The sequence below is a fragment of the Nocardia sp. NPDC051570 genome (genome assembly GCF_044454005.1).
Taxonomy (GTDB): domain Bacteria; phylum Actinomycetota; class Actinomycetes; order Mycobacteriales; family Mycobacteriaceae; genus Nocardia.
In genome coordinates this window covers 457,875-483,983 of sequence record NZ_JBITDI010000003.1, presented here as the reverse complement: position 1 = coordinate 483,983, position 26,109 = coordinate 457,875, and the positions used below count along the sequence as shown (strand labels likewise).

The window sequence follows — 26,109 nt, the reverse complement described above, 5'->3', positions numbered from 1 at the left end:
AGAGTCCACCAGAATCAGCCATCTGGCAAGAGGGTATGCCAGATCGTGCTCGAACCTCCCATACAATCGGACTGGTGATGGCGCAGCGGACCTATGGCGGAGTGTCGGCCGAGGAGCGTCGCACGCAGCGCCGGGCCGCACTGCTCGATGCGGCGCTGGAGATCATCGGCAGTCACGGGCTGGACAAGCTCACCGTCGCGAAGCTGTGCACGCGGGCCGGATTGAACGAGCGGTACTACTACGAGCAGTTCGACAGCCGCGATGCCGTACTCATCGCGCTGTTCGACGGGGTGGCCGAGGAGTTGGCCGTGGCGATCATCGATGCGCTGCGCACGGCCCCGCCCGAGAGCCACGGCTTCGCGCAGGCCGCGGTGCGCGCGGGTATCGAGGTGCTCACCGACGATCCACGCAAGGCCAAGGTCGCGCTGATCGTCAGCGCCGCGACGCCCGAATTGCGCACCCGCACCCTGACCACGATCCGCTCGTTCGCGAATCTCGTTGCCGCCCAGGGCATCGACTTCTACGCCTTCGGCGGTGAGCAGACCGATCCGGCAATCACCTTCCGCGCGACCTATCTCGTCGGCGGCCTCATCCAGGTCCTCACCAGTTGGCTGCACGGCGATCTGCCGATGACCCGCGAGGAGTTGATCGCGCACACCACCGACGTCTTCGTCCTACTGGGCGAGGATCTGGCCGGGCGCCTGCACTAACCCTTCACGACATACAGCCGGGGCGCGGGCGGCGCGAAGCCGAAGTACCGTGCCAGCGCCACGGTGATCGCCTCTTCGTCGGATTCATCGGCCGCCCGGACCAGGGCAGGCGCGTCGGTATGCGGTTCGACCATGCTCGGCGGCGGCCCCAGAGTATGTAGATCGACGACGCTCCAACGCTCCGGTTCCAGAGTGGGCGCGGCGATATTCGGATCCAGGACGCTCCGACGCTCCGGCTCGAGAGCGCTCGACAGTGCGCGGCGCAGCGCGTCGTTGACGACCTCTTTCTTCGACACATGCCCCCGCCGCACGGCCTCCTCGAGCAGCCGGGCGACATCGTGATCCAGGGCCACGGTCAACCTCACGCCTCCATGGTCCCGCGCAACGGCCGATTCGCCGTGTGATTCACGGCGATTGGATCGATGTCACACCAGCGTCACGGCGACCGCCTGCAGCGCCCGCGCCTCGCCCTGCAGGACAACGCGGTAGGCGGTATCGCGCTTGGACCAGTAGGCCGCGGCGTCGCGCATGGCGCTGGTGAACCAGTCGTGCTGGTCCGGCTCGTCGGCGAGCAGCTGTTCTCCGTGCCGGACGACCACGACGTATCCGGCGCCGCGGCCGACGAAATCATCGAGATCGCGCAGGCATTCGTCGAAGGCGTCCTTGTTCTCGCCGAAGTAGTAGGGGAACTGGAAGGCGGCGGCGAACTCGTTGTAGAGCCCGGCGAGCGTGCGCATCTTGGCGCCGCGCAGCTCGCGGACCACGTAGTCCTCGGGCGCCTGGTACCGCACGCCGCCGAACTCCCGATCCTGGGCCGCGATCGCGCCGAGAATCGGTGTGGCCGTGAGCCTCTCGGTGTCCCCCGCACCGGCCAGGAATTGCGACAGCGTCATCGAAGAACTCATCAGTACCTCCTGCTCGCGTTTCGCCCGCCAGTTCAGCGCATGCGGATGAACGTTTGGTAATGGTCGCCGGTGTAGTAGGCCGAACCGTCACTACCGGTCACGATGCGTTCGGCGTCGCGGGTCTGGCCGCGCTGCTTCGGATTGACGTCCCACTCCCGATAGGCGATCTGTTTGCCCGCGGGGTCCTTCCTCGGCAATGTCCCATTGCGATTCATCCACTCGTCGCCGCCCTTGGTCCCCGGCGCGTTCGCCGAACCGGGCCATCGGCCCGCATCGATCTCGCGCAGGGTGTCATAGGCATGATCGGGCACCCCGGGCGCGCGGGCGGTCATCGCCGCCGCGGGGGAGGTCGTGCTCGCCGCCCCGGACTTGGTGCTCGTCGCCGCGGCCTTGGTGCTCGAGGCCGGTGCCGACGACGGGTGATTCGACGTCCCGCGCACTGCCAGCAGCGCGACCACCAGCACGATCGCCAGCCCGCCCAGTGCGAGCAGGCCCCGAAAACGCTTGCTGGACAGGTTCATCGGTATTGCACCGTCACCGGCGCGTGATCCGACCAGCGCAGCGCGTATTCGGCTGCGCGTTCCACCACGGCCTGTTTGGCGCGGCCCGCGACCTCACCGCGGGCCAGGTGGTAATCGATCCGCCAGCCCGCGTCGTTGTCGTAGGCTCGGCCGCGATAGGACCACCAGCTGTACGGGCCGGGCACGCCGGGATGCAGGGTGCGCACGACATCGACGTATCCGGCGGCGAGCATCTCATCGATCCAGGCGCGCTCGCCGGGCAGGAAGCCCGCGTTCTTGACGTTGCCCTTCCAGTTCTTGATGTCGAGTTCGGTATGGGCGACGTTCCAGTCGCCGCAGATCACGAAGTCGCGGGTCTGTGCCTTCAGATGCGCGCCGAGTTCGCCGAGGAATCGGTACTTCTCGTCCTGCATCGGCGTATCGGCCTCGCCGGTGTGCACATAGACGCTGGCGACGGTGACCTCGTCGAATTCGGCCTCGACGTAACGGCCCACGCCGTCGAATTCGGCGCTGCCGAACCCGGCCCGCACCGCGCGCGGCTCGCGACGCGACAGGATGCCCACACCCGCGCGGCCCTTCGAGCCGGGTTCGGCATGGGCCAGATACCACCCGTCGGAGAGCACCGAGGCCAGCGCGGCCCGGGTCTGCTCATCGGTGGCCCGGGTCTCCTGCAGGCAGATGATGTCCGCCTCGGTGACGGCCAGCCATTCGAGCATCCCCTTACCGGTCTTGCCGGTGGCGGCCCGAATTCCATTGACGTTGACCGTGCTGATGATTTGCGCCACGCGACGACCGTACCGCCCCCGAACCCGTTCCCGGGCGTGGCCACTCATACGTCGGGGAACAGGGCCGATGAGCGGGTGCTCACCCCCGTGAGCGTCACCTTGAAGGCTGAAGTACCGCGTGGTCGTGCCGTTGTCGGCGCCCGGGCCGAGTTCGGCGAGCGGGTTGATCAGTGAATAGGGCAGATCTTCGTTATCGCAAGGAGTTTGGATTGCACCGTCGAAAACGCATACCGACCGTACAATTCTGCTCAGACACACACCCGGTGGACATCGAGGTCCAGGAAGGGGTGACGGCTATGACGTCTCGCGCCCCGCTCACGCCGACTACCGCGCTGCATACCGGCTCCGGCGATCCCCTGCTTCTGCTGCACGGTTTCATGTTGTCGCCGCACTGCTGGGAGCAGGTGGCATTTCGATTGTCGGGGACCTGCGAGGTGTTCGCCCCGGCCTTTCGCGGGCATTGGGGCGGTCCGGAGTTGCGCGGCTGGTATCTCGATGTGCATGCGCTGGCCGATCAGATCGAGGATCAGCTCGACGAATTGGGTTGGCGCACCTGCCATATCGCGGGCAATTCGCTGGGGGCCTGGGTGGGCTTCGAGCTGGCACGCCGCGGCCGGGCCCGCACCCTCACCGCGATCGCACCGGCCGGGGGCTGGCAGAGCCCGTCTCTGGCGCAGCTGCGGGTGGGGTTGAAGTTCGCGAGCCTGGTGCCGGTGGTGGAGATCGGGAAGCGGCTGTCCCCGATGCTCCGATTCAGTGCTCCCGCAAGGACATTCGCCTCGATGTTCCTGACCAAGAACACCGGTGCGGTGCCGCGGCGCGCACTGGAGGCGGCCATCACCTCGGCGCTGAACTGCGCGGCGATGCTGCCGATGCTGCTCAGCGGGCTGCGCTGGGAGGCTCTGTCGGACCTGTCCGATCTACCGATTCCGGTGCGGCTGCTGATGTGCGAATACGACCGGGTGATCCCGAATCACCCCTATGCCGAACGATTCCTCCGCGAACTGCCCGAATCCGCCGACCGAATCCTCATGCACGACGTCGGCCACGTGCCCATGCTGGAGGCTCCGGACCGCATTGCCACCCTCATCGCCGAGCATGTCCATGCCAGCCGCACGCGTCTGCGCGCGGTGTGAATAGGCCGGCGGATCGGTCGAACCCCTCGGCACCGATCCGCCGGTCGCCCGGCGATGCCTCCCCCATGTCCCCGCACGAAGTGCGGGGCTAGAGCCCCAGCAGCCCCTTGGCGACGTGGGTCACCTGAATCTCGTTGCTGCCCGCATAGATCATGAGGGACTTGGCATCCCGGGCCAGTTGTTCGACGCGGTACTCGGTCATATAGCCGTTGCCACCGAACATCTGGATCGCGTCCATAGCGACGTCGGTCGCGGTCTCCGAGCAGTACAGCTTCATCGCCGAGGCCTCCGCGAGTGTGGGGGGCTTACCCGCGCGGGCGCGCTCGATGGCGTGGAAGACCATGTTCTGCACGTTGATTCGGGCGATCTCCATCTTGGCGAGCTTGAGCTGCACCAGCTGGAAGCGGCCGATCTCCTGGCCCCAGAGCTTGCGGTTCTTCGCGTAATCCACACAGAGCCGGTGACATTCGTTGATGATGCCCAGCGCCATGAACGCCACGCCGATGCGCTCGGCGGTGAAGCTGGACCGCGCGCTCTCGCGACCGTCACCGCCCTTATGCTCCTCGGTCTCGCCGAGTAAGCGATCCTTGCCCAGACGGACGTTGTCGAAGAACAGCTCGCCGGTGGGCGAGGAGTGCAGGCCCATCTTCTTGAACGGCTTGCCCTGGACGAAACCCTCCATACCCTTGTCGAGCACGAAGGTCAGTACCTTGCGGGCGCGCTTATCCGCGTCGCCCTCCTCGAGTTTGGCGTAGACGATCACGGTATCGGCATAGGGGCCGTTGGTGATGAAGGTCTTCTGCCCGTTGAGGATGTAGTCCTCACCGTCGCGCTTGACGTAGGTCTTCATGCCGCCGAAGGCGTCACTGCCCGAATCCGGCTCCGTAATCGCCCATGCCGCGACCTTCTTCATGGTCACGATGTCCTCGAGCCACCGCTCCTTCTGCGCGAGCGTGCCGCGCGAGAGGATGGTGGTGGCCCCGAGACCGATGCTGACGCCCATGGCGGTGACCAAACCCATACAGACACCGGACAATTCGCCGATCAGGACCGCCATCAGCGATTCCTGACCGCTGAACGGCCCACCGCCCGAGGACTTCTCCCTCTTCTCCGCCGGCGCCTCCCCCGACTCCCGCGCCCGCTGCTTGGCCAGCAGTTTGCCGACCGCTTCGGCACCCAGCGCGTCGATGCCGAATTCGCTGAACAGCTTTCGGATCACCGGATAGGGCGGCAGCTCCCCGCTCTCGAGGGCGTCCACCTTCGGGCGCACCTCCTTGTCGATGAAGCCGCGTACCGCGTCGCGGATGAGTTCATCGGTCTCGGACCATTCGAACATCGTCGTTCTCCTACTTCGGACAGGACTTACGGCAGGCGGGCGGCGATGTCATCGATGACCCACGGCCCCTCGGTCTCGATCGTTTTCACGTCGTGCCAGCCCGCCAGCTCCGAAATCGCCTCGCCCTGTACGGCGAACACCTTGCCGGTGATCGGGCATGTGTCGGAGGCGAGGTACGCCACCAGCGGCGAGATGTTGGCCGGGCTGAACGGATCGAATTCGTCCTCGGCGACCTCGGCGGCGAAGATCGTGCCCATTCCGGGTGTCGCCAGGGTGAGGCGGGTGCGGGCGATCGGCGCGATCGCGTTGACCCGCACACCGTAGCGCTCCAGCTCGTCGGCGGCCACCAGGGTGAGCGCGGCGATAGCGGCCTTGGCCGCGCCGTAATTCGCCTGGCCGGCGTTGGGGACCGTGGTGCCCGAGGCCGAGGCCGTATTCACCACCGCGGCGGTGGGCTGGTTACCGGCCTTGGATTGGGCCTTCCAGTACTCCGCCGCATGGCGCAGCACATTGAAATGGCCCTTCAGGTGGACGGCGATGACCGCGTCCCACTGCAGCTCCTCGAGTCCGGCGATGAAGCCGTCGCGCAGGATGCCGGCGTTGTTGATGACGATATCCAGCGAGCCGAACTCCGAAACCGCCTGCTCCACAAGCTTCTTCGCGCCATCCCACAGCGCGACGCTGTCGGTGTTGGCGACCGCCCGGCCGCCCGCGGCGAGGATCTCGTCGACGACCTGCTGGGCCGGACCCGTGTCCTGCCCCTCGCCGGTGTTGTCGCCGCCCAGATCGTTGACGACCACCGCCGCGCCCTCGCGGGCGAACAGCAGCGCATGTTCGCGCCCGATTCCGCGACCGGCGCCGGTGATGACGGCGACCTTGCCTTCCAGTGCGCCCATAGCTGTCTCCTGAATGTCAGTCCGCGATCTCGGCGAGGCCGTCGCTGAGCACGACGTCCTCGCCTCGCACGGTCTCGAATGCGTATGTGGTGACGCCGTTTTCGGACTTCACCCGCCAGATGCGGGTCTGCAGATCGTCGCCGGGGAAGACCATCTTGGCCATCCGCACGGCGAATCGCTTCAGCCGGTGCACATCCGAGCCGCCGACCTCGGTCAGCACCGCCCAGGACGCGAAGGCGATGGTGCACAGCCCGTGCACGATGATGCCGGGCAGTCCGGCGTCCTTGGCAACCTGCTCGTCCAGATGCAGCGGCACCGGATCCCCGGCGGCCGGTGAATAGCGGAAGGTCTGGTCCATATCGATGCGCTGGGGCACCGCGACGATCGGATCCTGACCCCGCAGGGTCTCGGGGAACTTGTGCTCGGGGGCGGCCTCGCCCACGGTCCGGCCCGCGTCGATCTTGCGGAAGAACGCGGTCAGATACTGCTCGTTGACCAGTTCCCCCGCATCGTCGCGGGTTTCGATGTGGATGGTGATGGAGCTGCCGTTCTCCCGGCCCGCGAAACCGATCGCGCGGGCCCGGGCCACCAGCTTCTCGCCCGGACGGATCGGGCGATGGAAGTGAAAGTCCTGCTCCCCGTGCAGAACTCGGCCGAAGATATCCATCGGTGCCACATCGATGACCGGAACCATCATGGCGTCGAACACCGGCACGATCGCGAAGATCGGCGAGGCGATATCGCCGTCGCGATGGGCCTGGATGGGATCGTTGGTGGCGGCGGCGTATTCGGCGATGCGGGCCCGGGTGACCTCGAAGGTCTCCTCATCGCTCCAGTTACCCAGGCCCGAATCGTCGAATTCCACCACCCGCGAGGTGGTTTCGCTCACGCCGCGGCCAATGCGTCGAGTGCGTCGAGAGACTTCTCGAGCTGCTTGAGCCCGTCCTTCTCCACGGCCTTACCGAGCGCGCCCTTGATCAGCGCACCCTCGAAGTCGCCCTGGACCGACAGTTCGCTGCCGTCGCCCGCGGCGGCGATCTCGAAGGTGAATTCGACCTTCACACCGGCCATTCCGGCGGCGGTGAGGGTCAGTGTGGTGGGCGCCTCGACCGAGGCGACGTTCCATTCGAACTTGTTGGCCATACCCAGCATGACGACCTTGGCCACCAGCTTGTTGCCCGGCGCGAGCACGGCCGGGGGCTCCTCCATCCAGCGCTCGTGAATGGAGAACCACTCCCCCCAGGTGTTCGGGTTGCCGACGACGGCCCACAGGGCCTCGGGGGTCGCGGACATCTTCTTGGTGTACTCGATGTGGCCCATGTATTCGCTTCCTTAGCTCGAGATCTCAGAAATCAACGGTCTGCGCGCTGATACGCCGTGACGATCGCCGCGCCGCCCAGTCCGATGTTGTGCTGCAGTGCGGCGGTGACGTTGTCGACCTGACGCTTATCGGCCGTACCGCGCAGCTGCCAGGTCAGCTCCGAGCACTGCGCCAGACCCGTTGCGCCCAAAGGATGTCCCTTGGAGATCAGGCCGCCGGAGGGGTTGACGACCCACTTGCCGCCGTAGGTGGTCTGGTTGTCGTCGATGAGCTTGCCGGCCTCACCCTCGGCGCACAGTCCCAGCGCCTCGTAGGTCAGCAGCTCGTTGGCCGAGAAGCAGTCGTGCAGCTCGATGACCTGGAAGTCCTGGGCACCCAGACCCGCCTGCTCGTATACCTTCCGCGCCGCCTGGACGGTCATGTCGTATCCGACGATGCTCTTCGCGCTGCCGTCGAAGGTGGATCGGAAGTCCGTGGTCATCGCCTGGCCGACGATCTCCACCGCCTGCCCGGCGAGGTCGTGCTCGTCGACGAAGGCCTCGCTGGCGAGGATCACCGCGCCCGAACCGTCGGAGGTCGGCGAGCACTGCAGCTTGGTCAGCGGGTCGTAGATCATCCGCGCATCCAGGATCTCCTGCATCGAGTACTCGTCCTGGAACTGCGCGTACGGGTTGTTCACCGAATGCTTGTGGTTCTTGAGGCCGATCTTGGCGAAGTGCTCGGCGGTGGTGCCGTAGGTCTGCATATGCTCACGGCCCGCGGCGCCGAACATCCACGGCGCCACCGGGAACAGCACCTCGGAGATCTCGGCCAGGGCGAGAATGTGCTTGGCCATGGGCTGTTCGCGATCGTCGTAGGTCGCCTCCAGCGAGCCCGGCTTCATCTTCTCGAAGCCCAGCGCCAGCGTGCAGTCGGCCAGCCCGCCCCGAATCGCCTGCGCCGCAAGGTAGAGCGCGGTCGAACCGGTGGAGCAGTTGTTGTTGACGTTGACGACCGGGATGCCGGTCATGCCCAGCTCATAGACCGCGCGTTGGCCCGAGGTGGATTCGCCGTAGACGTAGCCGACGTAGGCCTGTTGCACCTTCTCGTAGGAGATCCCGGCATCCGCGAGGGCCTTCGTGCCCGACTCGCGGGCCATATCCGGGTAGTCCCAGTCGCTGCCGTTCTCGTTCTTGCGCCGCCCCGGCTTCTCGAACTTCGTCATGCCGACGCCGACGACGTAGACCTTGTTCGTCATCGAACTCCTCACATCTGGCCGTCGGCCGCAGGGGCGGCGACGGCATGGGCGATCCGTGCCATACCGGACAAAAACAAACATACAGAGCTGTATGTAATGCCGCAAGAGTCGGCCCCTGGGGCATATGCCGCCGAGGGTCGGATGGTTGACCCGTTCACATACATCCAGTGTTGTACGGTGTATTGGCACACTATGCCGACGACCTGGTTGGATGGGTCGGTGACCTCCGATTGCTTCCGGCTGATAGAACCCGTGCCGACCGCAGAGGCCATTCCGAGCTGGGCCGCCCACTTCGCCCATTTCGACTCCGTCGTGGGCTATTCCAGCCTCGGCCACGCCTTTCTAGCGAATCTGGACACCGGCGATTACGCCATCCTGTATCCCTACCGTGCCGGAGCCACCGGCTACGGGCCCTTCGTGAGTGTCTGGGAATTCGCCGACCAGGTACTCACCGAACCGCGCTTCGCCGATTTCGTCCTACGACCGGACCATGTTTCGGATATCCGCGACCGCCTCGGGCCGCTGGATCCCGGCCAGGTCTATGCGGCGAGCCCGTTCCCGTTCCAGGGCGGTAGCGAATCGCCCGAGACCTATCTGCTGGCCGATCTGTGGACCTTCCTGGATTCGGTGGCCCAGGCCCACGGGTTGTAGCCCACTCCCGTTGTCCCGAGGGGCTTTTCGCCGGGACCTCAGTCCGGCGGGATCAGTCCCGGCAGCGCCGCCGCGGCGGCCCGGCGCAGGTGGGACGAGGCGCGGAGCCACCGGCGATGGGCTCGGTCCGGATCGGGAGAGACGAAGTTGGACACCAGGATTCCGCGCAGGGTATCCATTGCGGTATAGGCGAAGTCGCGAACTTCCTTGCGCTGCATCTCATCCGGGACCAGCTGCGAAACCGCCATCAGGACGGCATTGTTGACGAACGGCTCGACCTTCTCCAGCGCCGCGGCCAGCACCGGATCGGTACGCCCGGCCACCCACAGCTCCATCGCGGCGATGAACAGCGGGCCCTGATGCAGCTCCCACATGAAATCCAGTGCGGCGCCGAGCGGATCGTCCACCGAACCCACCCGGCCGAGCTCCTGAATGGCCGCCTCGGTACGCCGCTGCGCCAAATGGCTGATCGCCGCGACCACCAGATCATTCTTCGACCCGAAGTGATGTACCTGCGCACCTCGCGTCACCCCGGCCCGCTCGGCCACCCGCGGCGTCGTGGTCCCCGCATACCCATACTCGACAAGACAGTCGACCGTCGCGTCCAGCAACCGCACCCGCATCTCACTACTACGCTGCTCCTGCGTGCGACGCTGCGGTTTGGGCACTACGGACCTGGTCATTCCGGCAATTCTACACTTACATTCAGATCTGAATGGAAATGTCGGTTCCCCAGCGAAAGGTACTTTCCAATCCCGTCGCCGCGGCCCCCAGGCCGGGGCGACGGGAATCGGTCAGCGCCGCGGCAGACGCGTGCGGCGTTGCGGGGTGACGCAGCGGTTGAACAGGCGGGCCGTGCCCGAGCCGAGGGCGGCGCGAGAGTCACGGCGCCCGACGACGATCGCCTCGGCGGCCTCGACCATCAGGCGTTCGCCATTCTCGTCGAGTTCGGTATGGGCGCGGTCGCGGCGGGCGAGGGAGACCGTCACCGTGAACAGCAGGACACCGGCGATGCCGAGGCCGACTCCGACGACGGCCGGGGCCGTGTAGCCGAAGCCCGCGGCGATCACCACGCCGCCCAGCCAGGCACCGGCCGCATTCGCGATATTCAGCGCGGCATGGTTCAGCGCGGCGGCGAGAGTCTGGGCATCGTGGGCGACATCCATCAGTCGGGTCTGCAGTCCGGGCGAGAGGGCCGCACCCGTCGCGCCGACCAGGAACGCGCCGACCGAGGCGGTGAACGGATCGTGCGCGGCCGCAATAAAGATCGCGAGCACGATCACCATCGAGATCATCGCCGCGTACACCGCGCGGTCCACGCCGCGGTCGGCCAGCACGCCGCCGATGATGTTGCCCGCGATCATGCCGAGCCCGAACAGCGCCAGCACGATCGGCACGAATCCCAGCGGCATATGCGCCACATCGGTGAGGGTGGTGGTGATGTAGGTGTAGACGGCGAACATGCCGCCGAAGCCGATCGCACCGACCAGCAGCGTCAGCAGCACCTGCGACCGACGCAGCGCCCCGAGCTCGGTCCGGGGATCGGTCACACGGACGCCGGTGAGCTCCGGCACGAACTTCGCGATCGCGAGCACGGTCGCCACTCCGATGACGGCGACGACCACATAGGCGTCCCGCCAGCCGAGATGCTGGCCCAACCAGGTGGCGGCGGGAACGCCGACAACGTTGGCGGCGCTCAGCCCCAGCATAACGGCGGCAACAGCTTTGGCGCGCTGACCTACCGGGGCGAGTGTCGCCGCGGCCAACGAGGCGACACCGAAGTAGGCGCCGTGCGGCAGGCCGGAGACGAACCGCGCGAGCAACAGCGTGTCGAATGAGGGCGCGACCACCGAGGCCGCATTGCCCAGCGTGAACGCGACCATCAGCGCGATCAGCAGGCGTTTGCGTGGCATCCGGGCGCACAGCGCCGCGATGATCGGCGCGCCCACGACCACGCCGAGGGCGTAGGCGGATACGGCATGTCCGGCGGTCGGCTCGGACACGTTCAGGGCGTGCGCGATATTGGGCAGCAAACCCATGGTGACGAATTCGGTGGTGCCGATGCCGAAACCACCGAGCGCCAGCGCGAGCATGGCGGGGATATGCCAACTGGTGCGCGGGGATATGCCGGACTGGCCGTGCGGGTGGACGGCCGGGGAGGCAGGTGCAATCGAGGAGGCCACGACGGGCGCGGTTACGGAGGCCACGACCAAGAGCAACACAGCAGCTCCCGGCCTTCAAAGCCGCAGCAAACGTGATCTCACTCACCCGCTCCCCCACCCGGCGGGCGCCGAATGTCATTGCTCATCAACGGTATTGGCGGACAACAGCTTTCACTCGGAAGCAAGTTCGTGCACGACCGTCGGAAGCGGCCGCGCTGTCATGCAGATCACCAGGTCCGGCGGAAAGCAATTCGGGCACCCGCGGCCACCGGAAATCGGTGGGGGCGGGTGCCCGGATGTCTTCGCTTCGCTTCGCGCTCACAGCCCTGGCGCGAAACGTGAACTAGCGCAGTTCGCGCGCCAGGTTCGCGTCGAGCACACCGAGGAACTCCTCGGTGGTCAGATAGCCCTGATCGCCGCCGACCAGCAGCGCCAGATCCTTGGTCATCTGGCCGTCTTCGACGGTCTTGATGACGACATCCTCGAGGGTCTGCGCGAAGCCGATGACCTCGGGGGTGTTGTCCAGCTTGCCGCGATGGGCGATGCCACGGGTCCACGCGAAGATCGAGGCGATCGGGTTGGTGGAGGTGGGCTTGCCCTGCTGATGCTGGCGGAAGTGCCGGGTCACCGTGCCGTGCGCGGCCTCGGCCTCACAGGTCCGGCCGTCCGGGGTGAGCAGCACCGAGGTCATCAGGCCCAGCGAGCCGAAACCCTGTGCCACGGTGTCGGACTGCACGTCACCGTCGTAGTTCTTGCAGGCCCACACATAGCCGCCCTCCCACTTGAGCGAGGAGGCGACCATATCGTCGATGAGCCGGTGCTCGTAGGTGAGACCCGCGGCGTCGAACTGGTCCTTGAACTCGGTCTCGTAGACCTCCTGGAACGTGTCCTTGAACATGCCGTCGTAGGCCTTCAAGATCGTGTTCTTGGTGGAGAGGTAGACCGGGTAGTTCTGCTGCAGGCCGTAGTTCAACGACGCGCGCGCGAAGTCCTCGATGGACTTCTTGAAGTTGTACATACCCATGATGACGCCGCCGTCCTCGGGCATCTTCACGACCTCGTGGACGATCGGCTCGCTGCCGTCCTCCGGGGTGAAGGTGAGGGTGACGGTGCCCGCCTGATGCACCTTGAAATCGGTGGCACGGTACTGATCGCCGAAGGCGTGACGGCCGATGATGATCGGCTTGGTCCAGCCCGGCACCAGGCGCGGGACGTTGGAGATGATGATCGGCGCGCGGAAGATCGTGCCGCCGAGGATGTTGCGGATGGTGCCGTTGGGCGAGCGCCACATCTTCTTGAGGCCGAATTCCTCGACGCGGGCCTCGTCCGGGGTGATGGTGGCGCACTTGACGCCGACGCCGTGCTTCTTGATGGCGTTGGCGGCGTCCACGGTGACCTGGTCGTCGGTCTTGTCCCGATACTCGATGCCGAGGTCGTAGTACTCGAGGTTCACATCGAGGTACGGGTGGACCAGCTTGTCTTTGATGAACTGCCAGATGATCCGGGTCATCTCGTCGCCGTCGAGCTCGACGACGGTCCCTTCAACCTTGATCTTGGACATGGATCTTCGTGTCCTCCTAGGAAGGTGCTCCCATTGCACGGCCAGGCGAACACGCTTGTGAGCGGACCCCAGCTGTTCAACAGACAACGTATACGCCCCGAGTTGTCCACGGGACTATGGGTGCTTAACAAGACAAGCGTACTGGTGCGCTCTGGCTCACTTCCAGCGGACGTCCCGATGAGAGATTCCCGGGTCACGCGGGCACACGTCACGCATCAATAGGGTTAACGCGGGGGTTGATTTCGCATTCCGATGGGGAGTGTGAGGTATGAGACCCTTGCCCCCGGCCTGGGGGCCGGGGGCAAGGGTCCATCAAGGTCGGCCCCGCCAGGGGCAAGGGTCCATCACGGTCGGCCCCGCCAGGGGCAAGGGTCCATCACGGTCGGCCCCGCCGAGAGGCAAGGGTCCATCGAGCGCTCAAACAGCCATGACGGCGGCGTGTTCGTCGCCCTCGAGCAGGTTCTCCGGCTTGTCGCGGATCATCAGTGCGACGATCACGATCGAGACGAGGAAGAAGGCCGCGCCGATGTAGAAGGCCACGTTGTAGCTGTGGATCGCGGCGCGGGCCACGACATGGTCGATGGTCGGATTGTTCTCCGCGTAGCGCTTGGCGACCTGGACCGAGATCGTGGTCAGCAGCGCCGTGCCGATCGCCCCGCCGACCTGCTGGGCGGCGTTGAGCAGGGCGCTGGCCACACCCGAATCCTCGGCCTCGACCTGATGCAGCGCGGTGGTCTGCATGGATACGAACGTCGCACCCATGCCCAGCGCGATCAGCGCGATCGCGGGCAGCACACTGGTGGCGAAGCTGTCGCCGTAGCTCAGCTGGGCCAGATAGAGCAGCCCGACGATGCCCAGCACCCCACCGGCAATCATCAGCGGGCGCGGCCCGATCCGGGGCAGCAGCGCGCTGGCCACGCCCGCGGAGATCACGATGCCGATCGGGAAGGGAAGGAACGCCACACCGGCCTTCAGCGAGCTGTAGCCGAGGGTGACCTGCAGGTAGTAGCTGAGGTTGATGAACATCGCGAACATCGCGATCGGGACCAGCAGCGCCACCAGATATGAGCCGCCCCGATTGATCTCACCCGGAATATGCAGCGGCAGAAGCGGATTCGGCGAACGCCGTTCGATCGCGACGAACGCCACCAGCAGCGCCACACCGGCGATCAACAGGCCCAGCGTGGTCGCGGCCAGCCAGCCGTCCTCCGCGGCGCGGCTGAAGCCGTACACCACCGAGATCAGTCCGAGGGTCACCGTCACCGCGCCGGGCACGTCGTAACCGCCGGTCCGCGGGACGGGCACATCCTTGATCACGAAGACCAGCGCGCCGATCAGAGCCAGCAGTGCGACGGGCGTGTTGACCAACAGGCACCAGCGCCAATCGGCGTATTCGGTGAGCGCGCCGCCGGCGATCAGGCCGATCGCCGCGCCGCCCGCGGACACACCCGCGAAAACGCCGAAGGCCCTTGCCCTTTCGCGCGCCTCGGTGAAGGTGATCGATACCAGCGACAGCGCCGCCGGCGCCAGCACGGCCGCGAACGCACCCTGCAGCGCGCGCCCGGCGAACAGTTCGGCCGCGTTCTGGGCGAGCCCGGCCAGCGCCGACGCCCCGGCGAAGCCGACCAGGCCCACCAGGAACATCCGGCGGCGGCCCAGATAGTCGGCGAGCCGGCCACCGAGCAGCAACAGGCCGCCGAAGATCAGCGTGTAGGCGGTGAGCATCCATTGCTTGTCGCCGTCGCTGATATGCAGATCACGCTGGGCGAACGGCAGCGAGATCGTGACGATGGTGGCGTCCAGCACCACCATGAGCTGGGCCAGGGCGAGTACGCCGAGGGCCCACCAGCGGGCCGGACCCTTCGGCCGGGTCGAGGTCTGAGAGGGAGCGAGTTCTGCGGTCCCAATGTCGGTCATGTGGGGACTCCTGAGTGGAAGTAAGCAGTTCCGTCGCATCATTGGAACGTGTCAGCAATCCTGGCACCTGAGGACAATTGGCGTCAAGAGAAAAATGTCGCAGACTGACATTTGGCGTCTCTCGTCACAATAAGAGCCGATGGCGATAGACTGGGACCATGCTCGAGTCACCAGCCCAGCCCGGCCTGCGGGAACGCAAGAAGCAGCAGACTCGACGCCGGATCATCGAAGTCGCGCTGCGGATGTGCGACGCGCACGGCTTCGACGCGACCACCGTCGAGCAGATCGCCGACGCCGCAGACGTCTCCCCGCGCACCGTCAACCGCTACTTCGAGTTGAAGGAGGACATCGTCCTCGCGCCCTTGGTGGATTTCGCCAAGCTCATCGGAGACGAGCTGCGCAAACAGCCAGTGACGGGCAATGAGCTGCAGGCCCTGTTCGACACGTACCTGGCCGTGACCAATGCCAGCATCGCCGGGCAGACACTGCCCTTCGAGTGGTTCCAGCACATGCAGCGGATCATGCGCACCAGCCCGACCGTGCGCGCGCGCAGCATGGACATCGCCGACACCAAGACCATCGAGATCCACTCCGCCCTGGCCGAGCGCATCGGCGCGGATCCGGATTCGATGACCGTCCGGCTGATCGCCGGGACCTGGAACGCGATCATGCGCACCGGGATCGAATGCGACGCCACGCTGCCGGACCGCGACCCCATGGACTCCGCACATGCGGCCATCTGCGCGGTCCGCGGCGCCTTCGACGAATTCGTGCAGCGCTGCGTGCTCCCGCTGACTCGGGGATGTTCGGCCTCGGGATCGGCCGAAAGCGGTGCTGCGCGGTAGCCGTTCGCGCCCCGTCTCGGCGATCGGTTACTATCGCGGGAAGGTCATGAGCGCCAGCGCCAAGCCCCGGCTCGCTGGCCGGCAACCCTCCTGTTGCGGTGGGGTGCTCCGGGTGATGACCGGGCTCCCGAGGGCCGGGAGCAAGCGCCACGATCAGGAGGTCCCCACCATGTGTTGTTGCTGTTCGCTTGTTGAAGTCCGATAACACCAGCAAGCCCAGTTCGGCGTCCCATTGGAGCAGGCCCATGAGTAACTCGACCGCGCCCCGAATCATGCACATCGAGGGCAAACACCCTGTCGCTACCATCGAAATCGTGTGTTCTTTTCGAACGGCGGCGGCCCGGTGACCGTGAGCATCGAGTCGAGCACCCCGCAGACGGCGGCCGCGCTGCTGCCCCCGCCCGACGGTCGCCTGGAGACGATCGCCATCGGCGACCTGCGCCTCGAGAACGGCGCGGTGATCCAGGACGTCGAACTCGCGGTGCAGCGCTGGGGTGAGCTGTCCCCGAATCTGGACAATGTGGTGCTGGTCGAGCACGCGCTCACCGGCGATTCGCATGTCGTCGGCGCGCCCGACGAACTGCATCCGCTGCCCGGCTGGTGGGACGGCAGCGTAGGTCCGGGCGCCCCGCTGGACACCCGCGAATGGTGCGTGATCGCTACCAATGTGCTGGGCGGCTGTAAGGGCAGCACCGGCCCCACCTCGCTCGCATCGGACGGACGACCCTGGGGCGCCCGGTTTCCCGAGATCTCCATTCGCGATCAGGTAGCCGCCGAGGTGGCGCTGTTCGACCTGCTGGGCATCGATCGCCTCGCGGCCGTGGTGGGTGGATCGATGGGCGGCATGCGCGTGCTGGAGTGGATGGTCGGCCATCCGCAGCGGGTCGGCGCCGCGCTCGTGCTGGCCGTCGGGGCGCGCGCCACCGCCGATCAGATCGGCACCCAGACCACCCAGATCGCCGCGATCAAGGCCGATCCGGATTGGCAGGACGGCGATTACCACGGCACCGGACGCGCGCCGACCACCGGAATGGGGCTCGCGCGCCGCATCGCGCATCTGACCTACCGCACCGAATTCGAACTCGACCACCGCTTCGAGAATGCGGCGCAGGACGACGAGGATCCGCGCGACGGCGGCCGCTATGCGGTGCAGAGTTATCTGGAGTACCAGGCGCAGAAGCTGATTCATCGCTTCGATCCGGCCACCTACGTCCTGCTGACCGAGGCGATGAACCGGCACGACATCGGTCGCGGGCGGGGCGGGATCGAGGCCGCGCTGGCCGCCACCGCGGTGCCGTGCATCGTCGGCGGCGTCGACTCCGATCGGCTCTACCCGCTTCGCACGCAACAGGAACTGGCGAATCTGCTGCCCGGCTGCAAGGAGCTGGAGGTGGTCCGCTCGCGCGACGGGCACGACGGATTCCTCACCGAAACCGAGGCCGTAGGCAAGCTGCTCGCCGAGACGATGGAGCTCGCCCGCAAGGCGCGGGACTGAGCGTCAGGTCACCCCAAGGCTGTTGATCGTCGCCGCGACCACGATGATGCTGCCGCCGAGGACCGTATAGGCGCCGACGTCGAATGGCTTACTGCGCACGGCCAACACGCCGACCCGCAGCGTCGGCAGGCATAACCGCAGCGCGGCCGCCAGCAGCGTCGCACCGCCGATCACGAATGCCCCGCGCCGCCAACGGTCCTGGGCCAGAAGCACCGCGGCCACCACCAGAACGGCCACCACCAGGAGTATGGGCAGATTCGTCCGGAGGAACCGTCCGACCGGACCGTGCTGATGGGCATGGGACGCGGGTGCTTCGGTCACGCCGACATTCTCGCATCATCGCGGAGGGGATATGTGATCGGTGACAAGTGGGGGCCTGCGCGGAATTCGGAATTCGCCGAATGGTGCCGGGGTCACCCCGATGCACGGGCAGGGGGGCTGCGCCTCGGGGTGCCCCGGCGCCCCGTGTGATACGCGGGAGAAAGGCGTACCGCGCGTGGCGTGGTCTCTCGCATCCAACCGATCCGACAAGTTGTAATCTACAAGTAGAATATAACCAGAGTTACTAACTAGCAAACATATGGGAATGTGTGTCGCATCGAACGCATAGCGAAACATCGTTTCTGTTCAACTTGATAACTTTGCCCCTATTCGATATCCCGCTCCCATTCTCCGGTCGCGAGTCGATGGCCACTCGAATCGAGCAGGCCGTCGCGGCATCCAGCGCCTGAGTCCTGGTCATAGCCGACGCACGCCGACCAGGACCTGGCGCGTGCTTGTTGGAATCGCAAAAGATGCCCGCGATCGACGAAACCACACGAGCCGGGGGTGTGTCGCTGCATGCCGGTCGAATTGCGATGTTGAAAGCTTGGGGCATGAACCTGACCGCCAGCGCATGCCCTCGCAACTCCCGCTCCACTCGATTGGCGAGCAACAGTGTGGTAACCGGGTTGCTCGTCGGAGTTCTGACCTCGTTCGGCGTCTGTGCCGCGACCGCCGAACCGGCCGCCACGCAGGACTCGGTATTCACCGGTGCGATGGCCCCGGATGGTTCCCGGATCGACGGTATCGAGCGGATCGACGATCAGAACGTCCGGCTGCAGGTGTACTCGGCGGCCATGGACAAGGCATTTCCCGTGGAGATCCAGCGGCCCGCGGACACCTCGCAGCCGCGGCCCAGCCTGTATCTGCTCAGCGGCCTCGACGCCGGTGAAAGCGTCGCCTCGTGGCAGGCGCAGACCGATGTCCGTCCGTTCATGTCCGACAAGAATGTGAATCTCATCCTGCCGATCGGTGGAAAGGCGAGCTACTACACGGACTGGGTGAACGACGATCCCGCCCTCGGCCGCAACAAGTGGCGGACGTATCTGACCGAGGAGCTGCCTCCGCTGATGGATGCCGCGCTCGGCACCAACGGGGTCAACGCCCTCGCGGGAATCTCCACCTCCGGCACTTCCGTTCTGGCGCTGCCCATTGCGAAGCCCGGCCTGTACCGGGCGGCCGCCTCCTACAGCGGCTGCGCCCAGACCAGTGACCCGCTGGGCGCCTACTTCGTGCGGACCGCGGTCGCCGCCGGCGGTGGCGATCCGACCAACATGTGGGGGCCGCCGAATTCGCCCGAATGGCAGGCCAACGATCCCTACCTGCATGCCGAGGATCTGCGCGGAGTCGAGCTGTACCTCTCCTCCGGCACCGGCCGCCCCGGCAAATACGACACGATCGACGGCCGCAAGGAACAGCTCGGCGGCGGCCGGACCCAAATCGACGGCAAGACGGACCAACTCGGCCCCATCGGCCTGGTGAACCAGGTTATCGTCGGCGGCGCCATCGAAAACGCCACCAGCTTCTGCACCCGCCATATGGAGGAGAAGCTCGCCTCCCTCGATATCCCCGCCACCATCCACTACAGCCCTGGCACCCACTCCTGGGGCTACTGGCAGGACGAGTTCAAAGGCTCCTGGCCCACTCTCGCCCACGGCCTGGGGCTGTCGGAGGAGTAACCGATCCGGACGTGTCACGGCGTCGAACGGTCAAGGGTCATGCGCAGGTTCGACACCACGACGCCCGTCGACCGGGCGAACACACAGGAGACGAGCTCGGCTCGCACTGCCCTGCTCCGTCTCGGTGTGTTCGCCACCGGGGCCGCGTTGTTCCGTCCCGCTCACCGGTATCGCCCACGCTGAGGACATGGTGCGCGACGGCTTATCGCCGACCCCCGTGCGGCAGATCGCACGGGCAGGCAAGGAATACTGACAGCCGTGCTTCATCTGGTGTTCTTCGAGCCTCGTATTCCGCCCAACACCGGTAATGCCATTCGGTTGGCGGCTGGGACCGGGTGCCAGCTGCACTTGATCGAGCCGTTGGGGTTCGACCTGTCGGAGCCGAAGTTGCGGCGGGCGGGGTTGGATTACCACGATCTGGCGTCGGTGACCGTGCATGAGAACCTTTCGGCTGCTTGGGAAGCCATTCAGCCCGAGCGAGTATTCGCGTTCACGACGCGGGCGACCACGCGCAATACCGATATCGCCTATCGCAAGGGCGATGTGCTGCTGTTCGGACCGGAGCCCACCGGACTGCCGGACGAGGTGTTCGCCGATCCGCACATCACCGATCAGCTGCGGATTCCCATGTTGCCGGGGCGGCGGTCGATGAATCTGTCCAATGCGGCGGCGGTGTCGGTGTACGAGGCGTGGCGGCAGTTGGGTTTCCCGGGGGCGGTCTGAGCGCCGACATCGCATGCCATGCGTCGATTGCGAAGGATGTGCTGTTAGCGTCGCGCTGTGACATGGACGACCGATGAGGATGGTGAAGACACCCGTCCCGGCTGGGATCACAAGCTGTGGGCGATCCCGCTCATCATCGCAATGGGTTTGCTGAGCCTGCTGGCACTGTCGTATCTGGGCAGCGTTCTGCATCCACAGCGGAACCTGCACGACTATCCACTGACGCTGGTGAACAACGATCGGGGCGAATACGGCGGCGAGGTGGCCGAGCGGGTGCGCGGCGCGCTGCCGCACGATCAGGTCCGGCTGCAGGTCACCGATGCCGCGGAGGCGGACCGGCTGATGTCGCTCGGCAGCGTCTACGGATCCATCGTGATCCCCGAGGATTTCAGCGCCCGCCTGACCGCACTCGCCGAACCCGGGCCCGGCCCCGCCGCACCGCCGGGGATCGAGTTGCAGACCAACCCGCGCGCGGGCGCGACCGCCGTCACGCTGACCACACAACTGCTCACCCCGGTGCTCGACGGCATCAATCGACAGCTCGGCACCGCGGCGACCGAGCGGGCGCGAACGGGTGGCGTGCCATTGTCGGACGCGGCACTGGTCACGCTCGCCGAACCCGTGCGAATCGAGGCCACCCAGCACGCGCCGCTGCCCGAGGGCACCGCCAACGGCATCTCCGCCTTCTACTACACGCTGCTGGTGGTATTCGCCGGATTCACCAGCAGCACACTGATCAATGTCGGCGTCGACACCGTGCTCGCCAACGATCAGACCCTGTCTCGTTGGCGCGCACTGCTGTTCAAGTGGGCGCTCATCGCGGTGGTCGCTCTGGTGATGGCGGGGTGCTATCAGTTGATCGCGTCCGCGCTGGGGATGCCGATCGACCATCGGCTCGCGCTGTTCTGTTTCAGTACCTTCGCCTCGCTCGCGGTGGGTATGACCGCGCTGGCCAATCTGGCCGTGGTCGCGACGGTCGCCTCCGCGCTGCGGCTGCCCGTGTTGAACAATCTGGGCACACCCATCAACATGCTCGCCTTCATCGCACTCGGGCTGCCGTCCTCCGGGGCGATCATGCCGATTCAGGCGGTGCCCCGGCTGTACGGCGCTCTCGCCGAATTCGAACCGATGCATCAGGTGTACCTCGGAGTTCGATCGATCCTCTACTTCGATGCTCTCGCCGCCGCCGGCCTGACCCGGGCGCTCGTGATGTGCACGGTCGGTGTGGTTTTCGCGGTCGTGGTCGGGGTGCTGACCACGCTCGGATACGAGCGGTGGCAGGCTCGGCAGGCTCCCGCCGAGGCGCAGGACTGACGGCGCGCCGGACTCAGTCGCCGATCTCGAAGCGCTTGAACCGGGATGTGGCACCGGCGGTGAGACGGACTCGGCTCTTGGCGACGCCGAAATGCTCGGCCAGCAGTTCGATCGCGGCCTTGTTGGCCTTGCCCTCCACGGCGGGGGCGCGCACATACAACCGCAGGGTGCCGTCGTCGAGAGTCTCGACGAGCGGGCCCTTGCCGCTGTTGGGCTTGATGGTCGCCCGGACCACGGTCGGCACGCGCTGCTCCTGTCGTCGGTGGCTGCCCGCAGCGTAGACCTCATGGCAGCACCCAGGGCACGACGATGTCGACGACATCGTGGGCCAGCACTCGCATCTCGGTGGCGACCGACAGCACGAGATCGCCCGAATGCACCGCATGGACGCGGTCGATCCCGGAACGCTGGATCCGCATCGTGGCCTGCGGGGTCAGCGCGGCGTACCGGAGCGTGGCGGCATCGCCGCGCCGGTCCCATTGCACACCGGATCGGGTCCATACCGCCGTGCCGGTCAGCCGATCGGGAGAGGTGGGCTCCCACAGCAACCCGGTCGCGGTCGCCGTGGCACCGACCCAGCGCAGATCGGCGACCGCGGAACAGGTGGACAGCGCGGGCAGCCCGAAGGGATCGATCCGGCCGTCGGGAAGCGTCACCACCACCAGATGCCCGGTGCCGCAGGCGGTTCCGTCGCGCGAGTATCCGGCGAACACCACCTCGCGACCGTCGGCCCGGAACGCGCCGGACGACAGGGCGGTGTTGATGCCGTCGACCTGGCCCAGCTCTCGCGCCGCGCCGGTGACCGGGTCGACCAGGAACAGGTGGTTGATGCCCCAGGACGCACCGGGTGGCGCCTCGATCCGATCGATGATCAGCGCGGTCGCATCGGCGGCGAGCAAGCGCGGGGCGGAGAGCACATTGCCGGGCGCGATGGGTGCCCGCAGCGGCGGAGGTGTGACCGACAGGGGCACAATGGGTTTCGGTTCGCGCAGGTCGGTCCGGGCGAAGCCGTCGGGCTGCCACCATCCGACACTCGTTCCCTGGAGCGGGAAGATCCGATCGCATCGGCAGTCGATTCGCGTGGGCGATATCGTGCCGCCGGTCGATTCGAGCGACACCAGTCCACCCGTGTCGTCGAGTGCGAAGACTCGCGAATTGTCCCGCGTGAAGCCGACATCGGTATACGTTCCCGGGCGGCGGGCGATGATCCGCTCCGGTGTGGCCAGGACGAGCTCGCCCCGGGAGCGATAGACGAACGGCTGCTTACCCGCCGCCGTCAAGGCGTCGCCCGGCACGCCCACGGCCGATTTCGTCATCAACGGTCCCGAAAAGCCACCGACGCAACCGGATGCGGCGGCCAGACCGAGCAAGACGACCATCGCCGCGGCGCACCGGCGCATGACCGCCAACGCGGCTGTACTCATTGCTCGCTCGCTCATGCCAGCACCGCCAGGGCGCGGCGGTAGTAGACCTCGCGGGCGGCGAGACCGTGGTAGCAGCCGTTGACCGCCCGAGTGACCGCGGCGAGATCTCCGGTGTCGGCGAGGGCGTTGAGATCGCGGGAGGTCCAGTACCACTGGGCTATTCGGAAACCGATGGCGGGATCGGCGGCCAGCCCGGGATCGCCCTCGAGATCGAGGCCCAGGGCCGCGCCGGCGGCCCGATAGTTGGCGCGACCGGTCAGCTGGATGGGCCCCCGGCCGTGATAGCGGGGGCCGTCACCGGGTTCGGTATTGCCCGCGGCCGGAGCGGATCCATCGGGGTCGTATTGCCGGAAGTACTCGTGGTCGCCCAATTCCTCGAAGTACCGCAATTCGCCGCTCTCGTGGGCGAGTTGCGCCAGGAAGACCGCCTGCCGCAGCGGAGTGGAGATCTCGCCCTCTCCCATCGCGGCATTGAGCGCGGGCACATACTTCCGTGCTTGCTCCAGCGGGAGGTCGGGCATGATGGCGACGAGCTGCTCGGCCGTGATGCCCGAGGCAGGCGGCCAGCTCTGCGCCCGTGTGGCCATTTCGCCTGATGTGCACCATGTTTCGGCTACCCCTCCGTCGACCGGTCCGATGCGGTAGCGCCCCGCCGCGCATGTGGACCCCGCTGCCGATGTTCCGGCGCCGATCGTGTCCAGCACCATTGTGGCCGTGCCCCTGTCGTCCGCGCCCGGCACGCGTCCGAGGTCGGCACTCGCCACCGTCGTCGAATCCCCGGCGGCGCATACCTCCTCGTCCGACTCGAACTCGGCGCTCCGCACACCCGGTGCGAGCATCTGTCCGGATGTCGGCAGGTCTCTTGTATCCCAGGCCGATCCGTCCGGTCCGGGCACCACCGGTTCCGCCTCCAACACACCAAACGTGAGCACCCGTTCCGATATCGGCAGGCCTCTCGTATCCCGGCCCGATCCGGGCGCCGCTGTTTCTACCTCCGACACGTCCAGTGCCAGCGCCTGTTCCGATATCGGCAGGCCTATCTCGCCCCGGCTCGAATCGCTCGGTCCGGATGTCGGCATCCGATCACCCGGATCCGAATCGCCCAATGGCTCGATCGGCAGCTCCGGGAATGTGAGAAGGGTTGCCGGGTGGAGCATTTCACCGAGGGCCGCGCGAATGGCTCGACGGCCGGACGCATCGGCTCGGGCGACGGCCGCGGCGGCCTCGGCTATCACCTCGCCCCATGAGGCGGCGAGGTCCGGCGGGTCGGCCGTCACCGTCCAGTCGTCGGCGACCACGCATCCGTCGTCCTCCGCGTCGGCCACGTAGTCCAGTAGTGCCAGGGCCGTGTAGTTCAGGTCCGACAGGGCACGCGCACCGGCATCGCGCAGCGCCTCGCCGCGTTCGCACAGCAGGCGATTGTGCCGGTGGGCGGCCTCGACGTGGGCGAGCACCGCGTCATAGGCCGCACCCTGCCAGCCGTCGCCGTCGAGTCGGCGACAGTGCTCGTACACGACGGCGGACAGATCCGCCACATCCTCGATATGCCGGTCGAATTCGGCGCGCAGGCGCTCGGCAGCGGCCGCGGCACGCCAGCTGGTGAGCACCGAGCGAGGCGGCGTCATATCCGCACCGCCGGTCGGTCGAGCTGCGCGGCGGCCGCGCGGTCGGACCAGCCGAAGGCGGCGACGGTGCGATCGATGTGCTCCGCCAGCAGGCCGAAACGATCGGCGCCGCGCTGCACCAGATTCGCGAGCGCACAGGCCGTCTCACACCAGGCCGGCACGGTCTCGCTGTCCGGTATCGACTCCGCGATCAGCGCAATGGTTTCCACCGACCGCGCCGCAACGCGGTCGAGATCTCGAAAGGCTTGTCGTGCAACGCTTCCGAAGCGCAGCACCGCCTGTGTATCGATGACACATGTATCCGGCATGAATCCCCCTCAGCGATCGTTTCCCAAGCGACCCGGGCACCGTATCCGGCCGCCTCGGCGCCTGTCACGAACGATCGGACAGTCGCACCCTTTATCGCCAAAACACACGCATAAAGGGTGCGGATCTCATCAAACCCTTCGGTCTGCTCCGGCCAGCCGGTAGTCTCGCGAAGGGCGCGGGGTGGCAGGAGCCTCGCACGATCGGGAGTGTGCGATGGCCAAACGTGGTGCGGTACTGCTCGGAATGTTGGCAGCACTGCTGCTGATATCCGCCGGTCCGGCGTCGGCCGGACCGGTCACCATCCAGGACGAGTCACATGTGCTCGATGCCGGGCGCGTGAAGGATGCGGCCAACGCCGTACCGGATCCGGTGCAGATCTTCACCACCGAGAGGCTCGCGGACAACAACGCGGCCTTCGACCAGGAGGCGCAGTCGCATGTCACCGCGCCCAACGATGTGGTGATCGCGATCAATACCAAGTCCAGACATCTGGCCATCCGCACCGGAGCCAACTCCCATATCCGGGACGCGTCCCCGGCGATCGCGGCGTTCAAGAACGGCTTCGGCACCGGCAACGACTACAACGGCGCGACCATCGGCGCGCTGAATTCGCTTGCGCAGGCGGCCAATCAGGCCGCTCCGGCGCCGAGCCGGGCCAACCGTCCGGTGCCGCAGGCCAAACCCAGTCAGCACAGCAGCGGTTTCAGCCTGTGGAGTGTGCTGTGCCCGCTGGTGATCATCGCGCTGATCGTCCTCGCGGTAGTGGCGGTGTTCCGCCGTCGCGGGCGCGGTGGCGGTGGCGGTGGCGGCAATCCGCCGCCCGGCAACTACGGGCCGGGTGGTTACGGTCCCGGCGGCGCCGATCCCGGCTACGACCCGGGATATGGCCAACGCCGCGGCATGAGTCCCGGCATGGCGGGCGGTCTCGGCGCGGCGGCGGGTGCCGTGGGCGGCGGCCTGCTGGGCTATGAGCTCGGCCGGATGGAGGGTCGCGGGGAAGAGCAGCATGTGCAGGGCTTCGACCAGCCCGCCCCGGATGCGGGTTACGACCAGTCGCCTCAGCAATGGGGCGGCGGTGGCGGCGACGCCGACTTCGGGAGTGACGACGGCGGATCCGATGGCGGCAGCGACGGCGGATTCGACAGCGGCGGTGGTGGCGACGGCGGTGGCAGCGGCAACTTCTGATCGATCGTCGGCAGTTCGGCACTCCTCGAATCTCGGTGCATCGTCAGAGCC

At 66.7% G+C, this 26,109-nt stretch carries 26 protein-coding genes, 1 pseudogene and 1 riboswitch; of the genes and pseudogenes, 9 read left to right on the top strand and 18 right to left on the bottom strand.

All coding sequences use genetic code 11. The features are described from left to right. Positions 1-77 precede the first annotated feature (77 nt). Positions 78-710: a TetR/AcrR family transcriptional regulator gene (locus ACIA76_RS09115; RefSeq protein ID WP_397150705.1), complete on the top strand. Its 633-nt coding sequence runs from the start codon at positions 78-80 to the stop codon at positions 708-710. Here the strand turns inward: ACIA76_RS09115 and ACIA76_RS09110 are convergent. From ACIA76_RS09110 to ACIA76_RS09095, 4 genes are read right to left on the bottom strand one after another with little or no spacing between them, the layout of a single operon-like run. Further along, positions 707-1,075 carry a ribbon-helix-helix protein, CopG family gene (locus ACIA76_RS09110; RefSeq protein ID WP_397150251.1) on the bottom strand — a complete coding sequence of 123 codons (369 nt, stop codon included), beginning with the start codon at positions 1,073-1,075 and terminating at the stop codon, positions 707-709. The two genes, ACIA76_RS09115 and ACIA76_RS09110, sit on opposite strands and share 4 nt — an antisense overlap. A gap of 60 nt (positions 1,076-1,135) precedes the next feature. After that, the gene (locus ACIA76_RS09105) at positions 1,136-1,615 is read right to left on the bottom strand and encodes a barstar family protein (RefSeq protein ID WP_397150249.1); all 480 of its coding nucleotides are present in this window, start codon (positions 1,613-1,615) and stop codon (positions 1,136-1,138) included. Positions 1,616-1,647: 32 nt separating this feature from the next. Beyond that, the gene (locus tag ACIA76_RS09100; RefSeq protein ID WP_397150247.1) at positions 1,648-2,136 is read right to left on the bottom strand and encodes a ribonuclease domain-containing protein; all 489 of its coding nucleotides are present in this window, start codon (positions 2,134-2,136) and stop codon (positions 1,648-1,650) included. Continuing rightward, positions 2,133-2,969 (bottom strand): exodeoxyribonuclease III, encoded by an 837-nt coding sequence (locus ACIA76_RS09095; protein WP_397150245.1) that lies wholly within the window; start codon positions 2,967-2,969, stop codon positions 2,133-2,135. Before ACIA76_RS09095 ends, ACIA76_RS09100 begins: the two co-directional genes overlap by 4 nt. Positions 2,970-3,217: 248 nt before the next feature. Between ACIA76_RS09095 and ACIA76_RS09090 the strand changes: the two genes are divergently transcribed. Then, positions 3,218-4,057, top strand: a complete 840-nt coding sequence (locus ACIA76_RS09090) for an alpha/beta fold hydrolase (RefSeq protein ID WP_397150243.1) — start codon at positions 3,218-3,220, stop codon at positions 4,055-4,057. An 88-nt stretch (positions 4,058-4,145) separates the two neighbouring features. Here the strand turns inward: ACIA76_RS09090 and ACIA76_RS09085 are convergent, their stop codons facing one another. The 5 genes from ACIA76_RS09085 to ACIA76_RS09065 are packed head-to-tail and all read right to left on the bottom strand — an operon-like array spanning position 4,146 to position 8,847. Continuing rightward, positions 4,146-5,393 (bottom strand): acyl-CoA dehydrogenase family protein, encoded by a 1,248-nt coding sequence (locus ACIA76_RS09085; RefSeq protein WP_397150241.1) that lies wholly within the window; start codon positions 5,391-5,393, stop codon positions 4,146-4,148. Between the two features lie 26 nt (positions 5,394-5,419). Further along, positions 5,420-6,289, bottom strand: coding sequence for an SDR family oxidoreductase (locus ACIA76_RS09080; protein WP_397150239.1), 870 nt, complete (start codon positions 6,287-6,289; stop codon positions 5,420-5,422). Positions 6,290-6,305: 16 nt separating this feature from the next. Beyond that, positions 6,306-7,178 carry a MaoC/PaaZ C-terminal domain-containing protein gene (locus ACIA76_RS09075; RefSeq protein ID WP_397150237.1) on the bottom strand — a complete coding sequence of 291 codons (873 nt, stop codon included), beginning with the start codon at positions 7,176-7,178 and terminating at the stop codon, positions 6,306-6,308. Beyond that, entirely contained in the window at positions 7,175-7,609 is a 435-nt protein-coding gene (locus ACIA76_RS09070) for an SRPBCC family protein (protein WP_397150235.1), read from the bottom strand. Before ACIA76_RS09070 ends, ACIA76_RS09075 begins: the two co-directional genes overlap by 4 nt. 32 nt (positions 7,610-7,641) lie before the next feature. Beyond that, positions 7,642-8,847, bottom strand: a complete 1,206-nt coding sequence (locus tag ACIA76_RS09065; RefSeq protein ID WP_397150233.1) for a lipid-transfer protein — start codon at positions 8,845-8,847, stop codon at positions 7,642-7,644. Between the two features lie 252 nt (positions 8,848-9,099). On the opposite strand from ACIA76_RS09065, the gene ACIA76_RS09060 reads away from it, so the two are divergent. Beyond that, entirely contained in the window at positions 9,100-9,498 is a 399-nt protein-coding gene (locus ACIA76_RS09060; protein ID WP_397150231.1) for a hypothetical protein, read from the top strand. 38 nt (positions 9,499-9,536) lie between these two features. On the opposite strand, the gene ACIA76_RS09055 is transcribed toward ACIA76_RS09060, so the two are convergent. The 4 genes and pseudogenes from ACIA76_RS09055 to ACIA76_RS09040 form a co-directional block, all read right to left on the bottom strand. Beyond that, positions 9,537-10,181, bottom strand: coding sequence for a TetR/AcrR family transcriptional regulator (locus ACIA76_RS09055; protein ID WP_397150229.1), 645 nt, complete (start codon positions 10,179-10,181; stop codon positions 9,537-9,539). Positions 10,182-10,463: 282 nt separating this feature from the next. After that, positions 10,464-11,591 (bottom strand): annotated as a pseudogene (locus tag ACIA76_RS09050) (MFS transporter); the annotation flags it as partial. 412 nt (positions 11,592-12,003) lie between these two features. After that, positions 12,004-13,221, bottom strand: coding sequence for an NADP-dependent isocitrate dehydrogenase (locus ACIA76_RS09045; protein WP_397150226.1), 1,218 nt, complete (start codon positions 13,219-13,221; stop codon positions 12,004-12,006). Positions 13,222-13,638: 417 nt separating this feature from the next. Further along, positions 13,639-15,138: an MFS transporter gene (locus tag ACIA76_RS09040; protein ID WP_397150224.1), complete on the bottom strand. Its 1,500-nt coding sequence runs from the start codon at positions 15,136-15,138 to the stop codon at positions 13,639-13,641. Between the two features lie 158 nt (positions 15,139-15,296). Between ACIA76_RS09040 and ACIA76_RS09035 the strand changes: the two genes are divergently transcribed. Both ACIA76_RS09035 and ACIA76_RS09030 read left to right on the top strand, forming a co-directional pair. Continuing rightward, on the top strand, positions 15,297-15,983 hold the full coding sequence (locus ACIA76_RS09035; RefSeq protein WP_397150222.1) for a TetR/AcrR family transcriptional regulator: 687 nt from the start codon (positions 15,297-15,299) through the stop codon (positions 15,981-15,983). A 42-nt stretch (positions 15,984-16,025) separates the two neighbouring features. Then, a riboswitch (SAM riboswitch) is annotated at positions 16,026-16,136 on the top strand. Between the two features lie 190 nt (positions 16,137-16,326). After that, the gene (locus ACIA76_RS09030) at positions 16,327-17,478 is read left to right on the top strand and encodes a homoserine O-acetyltransferase (RefSeq protein WP_397150703.1); all 1,152 of its coding nucleotides are present in this window, start codon (positions 16,327-16,329) and stop codon (positions 17,476-17,478) included. A 3-nt stretch (positions 17,479-17,481) separates the two neighbouring features. Here ACIA76_RS09030 and ACIA76_RS09025 read toward each other — a convergent pair whose 3' ends face one another. Continuing rightward, entirely contained in the window at positions 17,482-17,799 is a 318-nt protein-coding gene (locus ACIA76_RS09025) for a DUF3017 domain-containing protein (protein WP_397150220.1), read from the bottom strand. A 644-nt stretch (positions 17,800-18,443) separates the two neighbouring features. Between ACIA76_RS09025 and ACIA76_RS09020 the strand changes: the two genes are divergently transcribed. The 3 genes from ACIA76_RS09020 (at position 18,444) to ACIA76_RS09010 (ending at position 21,515) form a co-directional block, all read left to right on the top strand. After that, positions 18,444-19,478 (top strand): alpha/beta hydrolase, encoded by a 1,035-nt coding sequence (locus tag ACIA76_RS09020; protein WP_397150700.1) that lies wholly within the window; start codon positions 18,444-18,446, stop codon positions 19,476-19,478. Positions 19,479-19,736: 258 nt separating this feature from the next. Beyond that, on the top strand, positions 19,737-20,201 hold the full coding sequence (locus tag ACIA76_RS09015; RefSeq protein WP_397150218.1) for a tRNA (cytidine(34)-2'-O)-methyltransferase: 465 nt from the start codon (positions 19,737-19,739) through the stop codon (positions 20,199-20,201). A 57-nt stretch (positions 20,202-20,258) separates the two neighbouring features. After that, on the top strand, positions 20,259-21,515 hold the full coding sequence (locus ACIA76_RS09010) for a YhgE/Pip domain-containing protein (RefSeq protein WP_397150216.1): 1,257 nt from the start codon (positions 20,259-20,261) through the stop codon (positions 21,513-21,515). A 13-nt stretch (positions 21,516-21,528) separates the two neighbouring features. Here ACIA76_RS09010 and ACIA76_RS09005 read toward each other — a convergent pair whose 3' ends face one another. Genes ACIA76_RS09005 through ACIA76_RS08990 form a run of 4 tightly spaced genes read right to left on the bottom strand, consistent with a single transcriptional unit; the run spans position 21,529 to position 24,872 of the window. Further along, the gene (locus ACIA76_RS09005; RefSeq protein ID WP_397150214.1) at positions 21,529-21,759 is read right to left on the bottom strand and encodes a DUF167 domain-containing protein; all 231 of its coding nucleotides are present in this window, start codon (positions 21,757-21,759) and stop codon (positions 21,529-21,531) included. A 40-nt stretch (positions 21,760-21,799) separates the two neighbouring features. Further along, positions 21,800-22,939, bottom strand: a complete 1,140-nt coding sequence (locus tag ACIA76_RS09000) for a hypothetical protein (RefSeq protein ID WP_397150212.1) — start codon at positions 22,937-22,939, stop codon at positions 21,800-21,802. Positions 22,940-22,950: 11 nt separating this feature from the next. Further along, the gene (locus ACIA76_RS08995; protein ID WP_397150210.1) at positions 22,951-24,564 is read right to left on the bottom strand and encodes a glycoside hydrolase family 19 protein; all 1,614 of its coding nucleotides are present in this window, start codon (positions 24,562-24,564) and stop codon (positions 22,951-22,953) included. Further along, positions 24,561-24,872, bottom strand: coding sequence for a hypothetical protein (locus ACIA76_RS08990; RefSeq protein WP_397150208.1), 312 nt, complete (start codon positions 24,870-24,872; stop codon positions 24,561-24,563). Before ACIA76_RS08990 ends, ACIA76_RS08995 begins: the two co-directional genes overlap by 4 nt. A gap of 214 nt (positions 24,873-25,086) precedes the next feature. On the opposite strand from ACIA76_RS08990, the gene ACIA76_RS08985 reads away from it, so the two are divergent. Beyond that, on the top strand, positions 25,087-26,058 hold the full coding sequence (locus ACIA76_RS08985) for a hypothetical protein (RefSeq protein ID WP_397150206.1): 972 nt from the start codon (positions 25,087-25,089) through the stop codon (positions 26,056-26,058). Positions 26,059-26,109: the final 51 nt, after the last annotated feature.

Coding starts and splice junctions, on each gene's coding strand:
- ACIA76_RS09115 (WP_397150705.1), top strand. CDS start 78: ATGGCGCAGCGGACCTATGGCGGAGTGTCGGCCGAGGAGCGTCGCACG.
- ACIA76_RS09105 (WP_397150249.1), bottom strand. CDS start 1,615: ATGAGTTCTTCGATGACGCTGTCGCAATTCCTGGCCGGTGCGGGGGAC.
- ACIA76_RS09100 (WP_397150247.1), bottom strand. CDS start 2,136: ATGAACCTGTCCAGCAAGCGTTTTCGGGGCCTGCTCGCACTGGGCGGG.
- ACIA76_RS09095 (WP_397150245.1), bottom strand. CDS start 2,969: ATGAGTGGCCACGCCCGGGAACGGGTTCGGGGGCGGTACGGTCGTCGC.
- ACIA76_RS09090 (WP_397150243.1), top strand. CDS start 3,218: ATGACGTCTCGCGCCCCGCTCACGCCGACTACCGCGCTGCATACCGGC.
- ACIA76_RS09085 (WP_397150241.1), bottom strand. CDS start 5,393: ATGTTCGAATGGTCCGAGACCGATGAACTCATCCGCGACGCGGTACGC.
- ACIA76_RS09080 (WP_397150239.1), bottom strand. CDS start 6,289: ATGGGCGCACTGGAAGGCAAGGTCGCCGTCATCACCGGCGCCGGTCGC.
- ACIA76_RS09070 (WP_397150235.1), bottom strand. CDS start 7,609: ATGGGCCACATCGAGTACACCAAGAAGATGTCCGCGACCCCCGAGGCC.
- ACIA76_RS09065 (WP_397150233.1), bottom strand. CDS start 8,847: ATGACGAACAAGGTCTACGTCGTCGGCGTCGGCATGACGAAGTTCGAG.
- ACIA76_RS09055 (WP_397150229.1), bottom strand. CDS start 10,181: ATGACCAGGTCCGTAGTGCCCAAACCGCAGCGTCGCACGCAGGAGCAG.
- ACIA76_RS09045 (WP_397150226.1), bottom strand. CDS start 13,221: ATGTCCAAGATCAAGGTTGAAGGGACCGTCGTCGAGCTCGACGGCGAC.
- ACIA76_RS09040 (WP_397150224.1), bottom strand. CDS start 15,138: ATGACCGACATTGGGACCGCAGAACTCGCTCCCTCTCAGACCTCGACC.
- ACIA76_RS09035 (WP_397150222.1), top strand. CDS start 15,297: ATGCTCGAGTCACCAGCCCAGCCCGGCCTGCGGGAACGCAAGAAGCAG.
- ACIA76_RS09000 (WP_397150212.1), bottom strand. CDS start 22,939: ATGAGTACAGCCGCGTTGGCGGTCATGCGCCGGTGCGCCGCGGCGATG.
- ACIA76_RS08995 (WP_397150210.1), bottom strand. CDS start 24,564: ATGACGCCGCCTCGCTCGGTGCTCACCAGCTGGCGTGCCGCGGCCGCT.
- ACIA76_RS08990 (WP_397150208.1), bottom strand. CDS start 24,872: ATGCCGGATACATGTGTCATCGATACACAGGCGGTGCTGCGCTTCGGA.
- ACIA76_RS08985 (WP_397150206.1), top strand. CDS start 25,087: ATGGCCAAACGTGGTGCGGTACTGCTCGGAATGTTGGCAGCACTGCTG.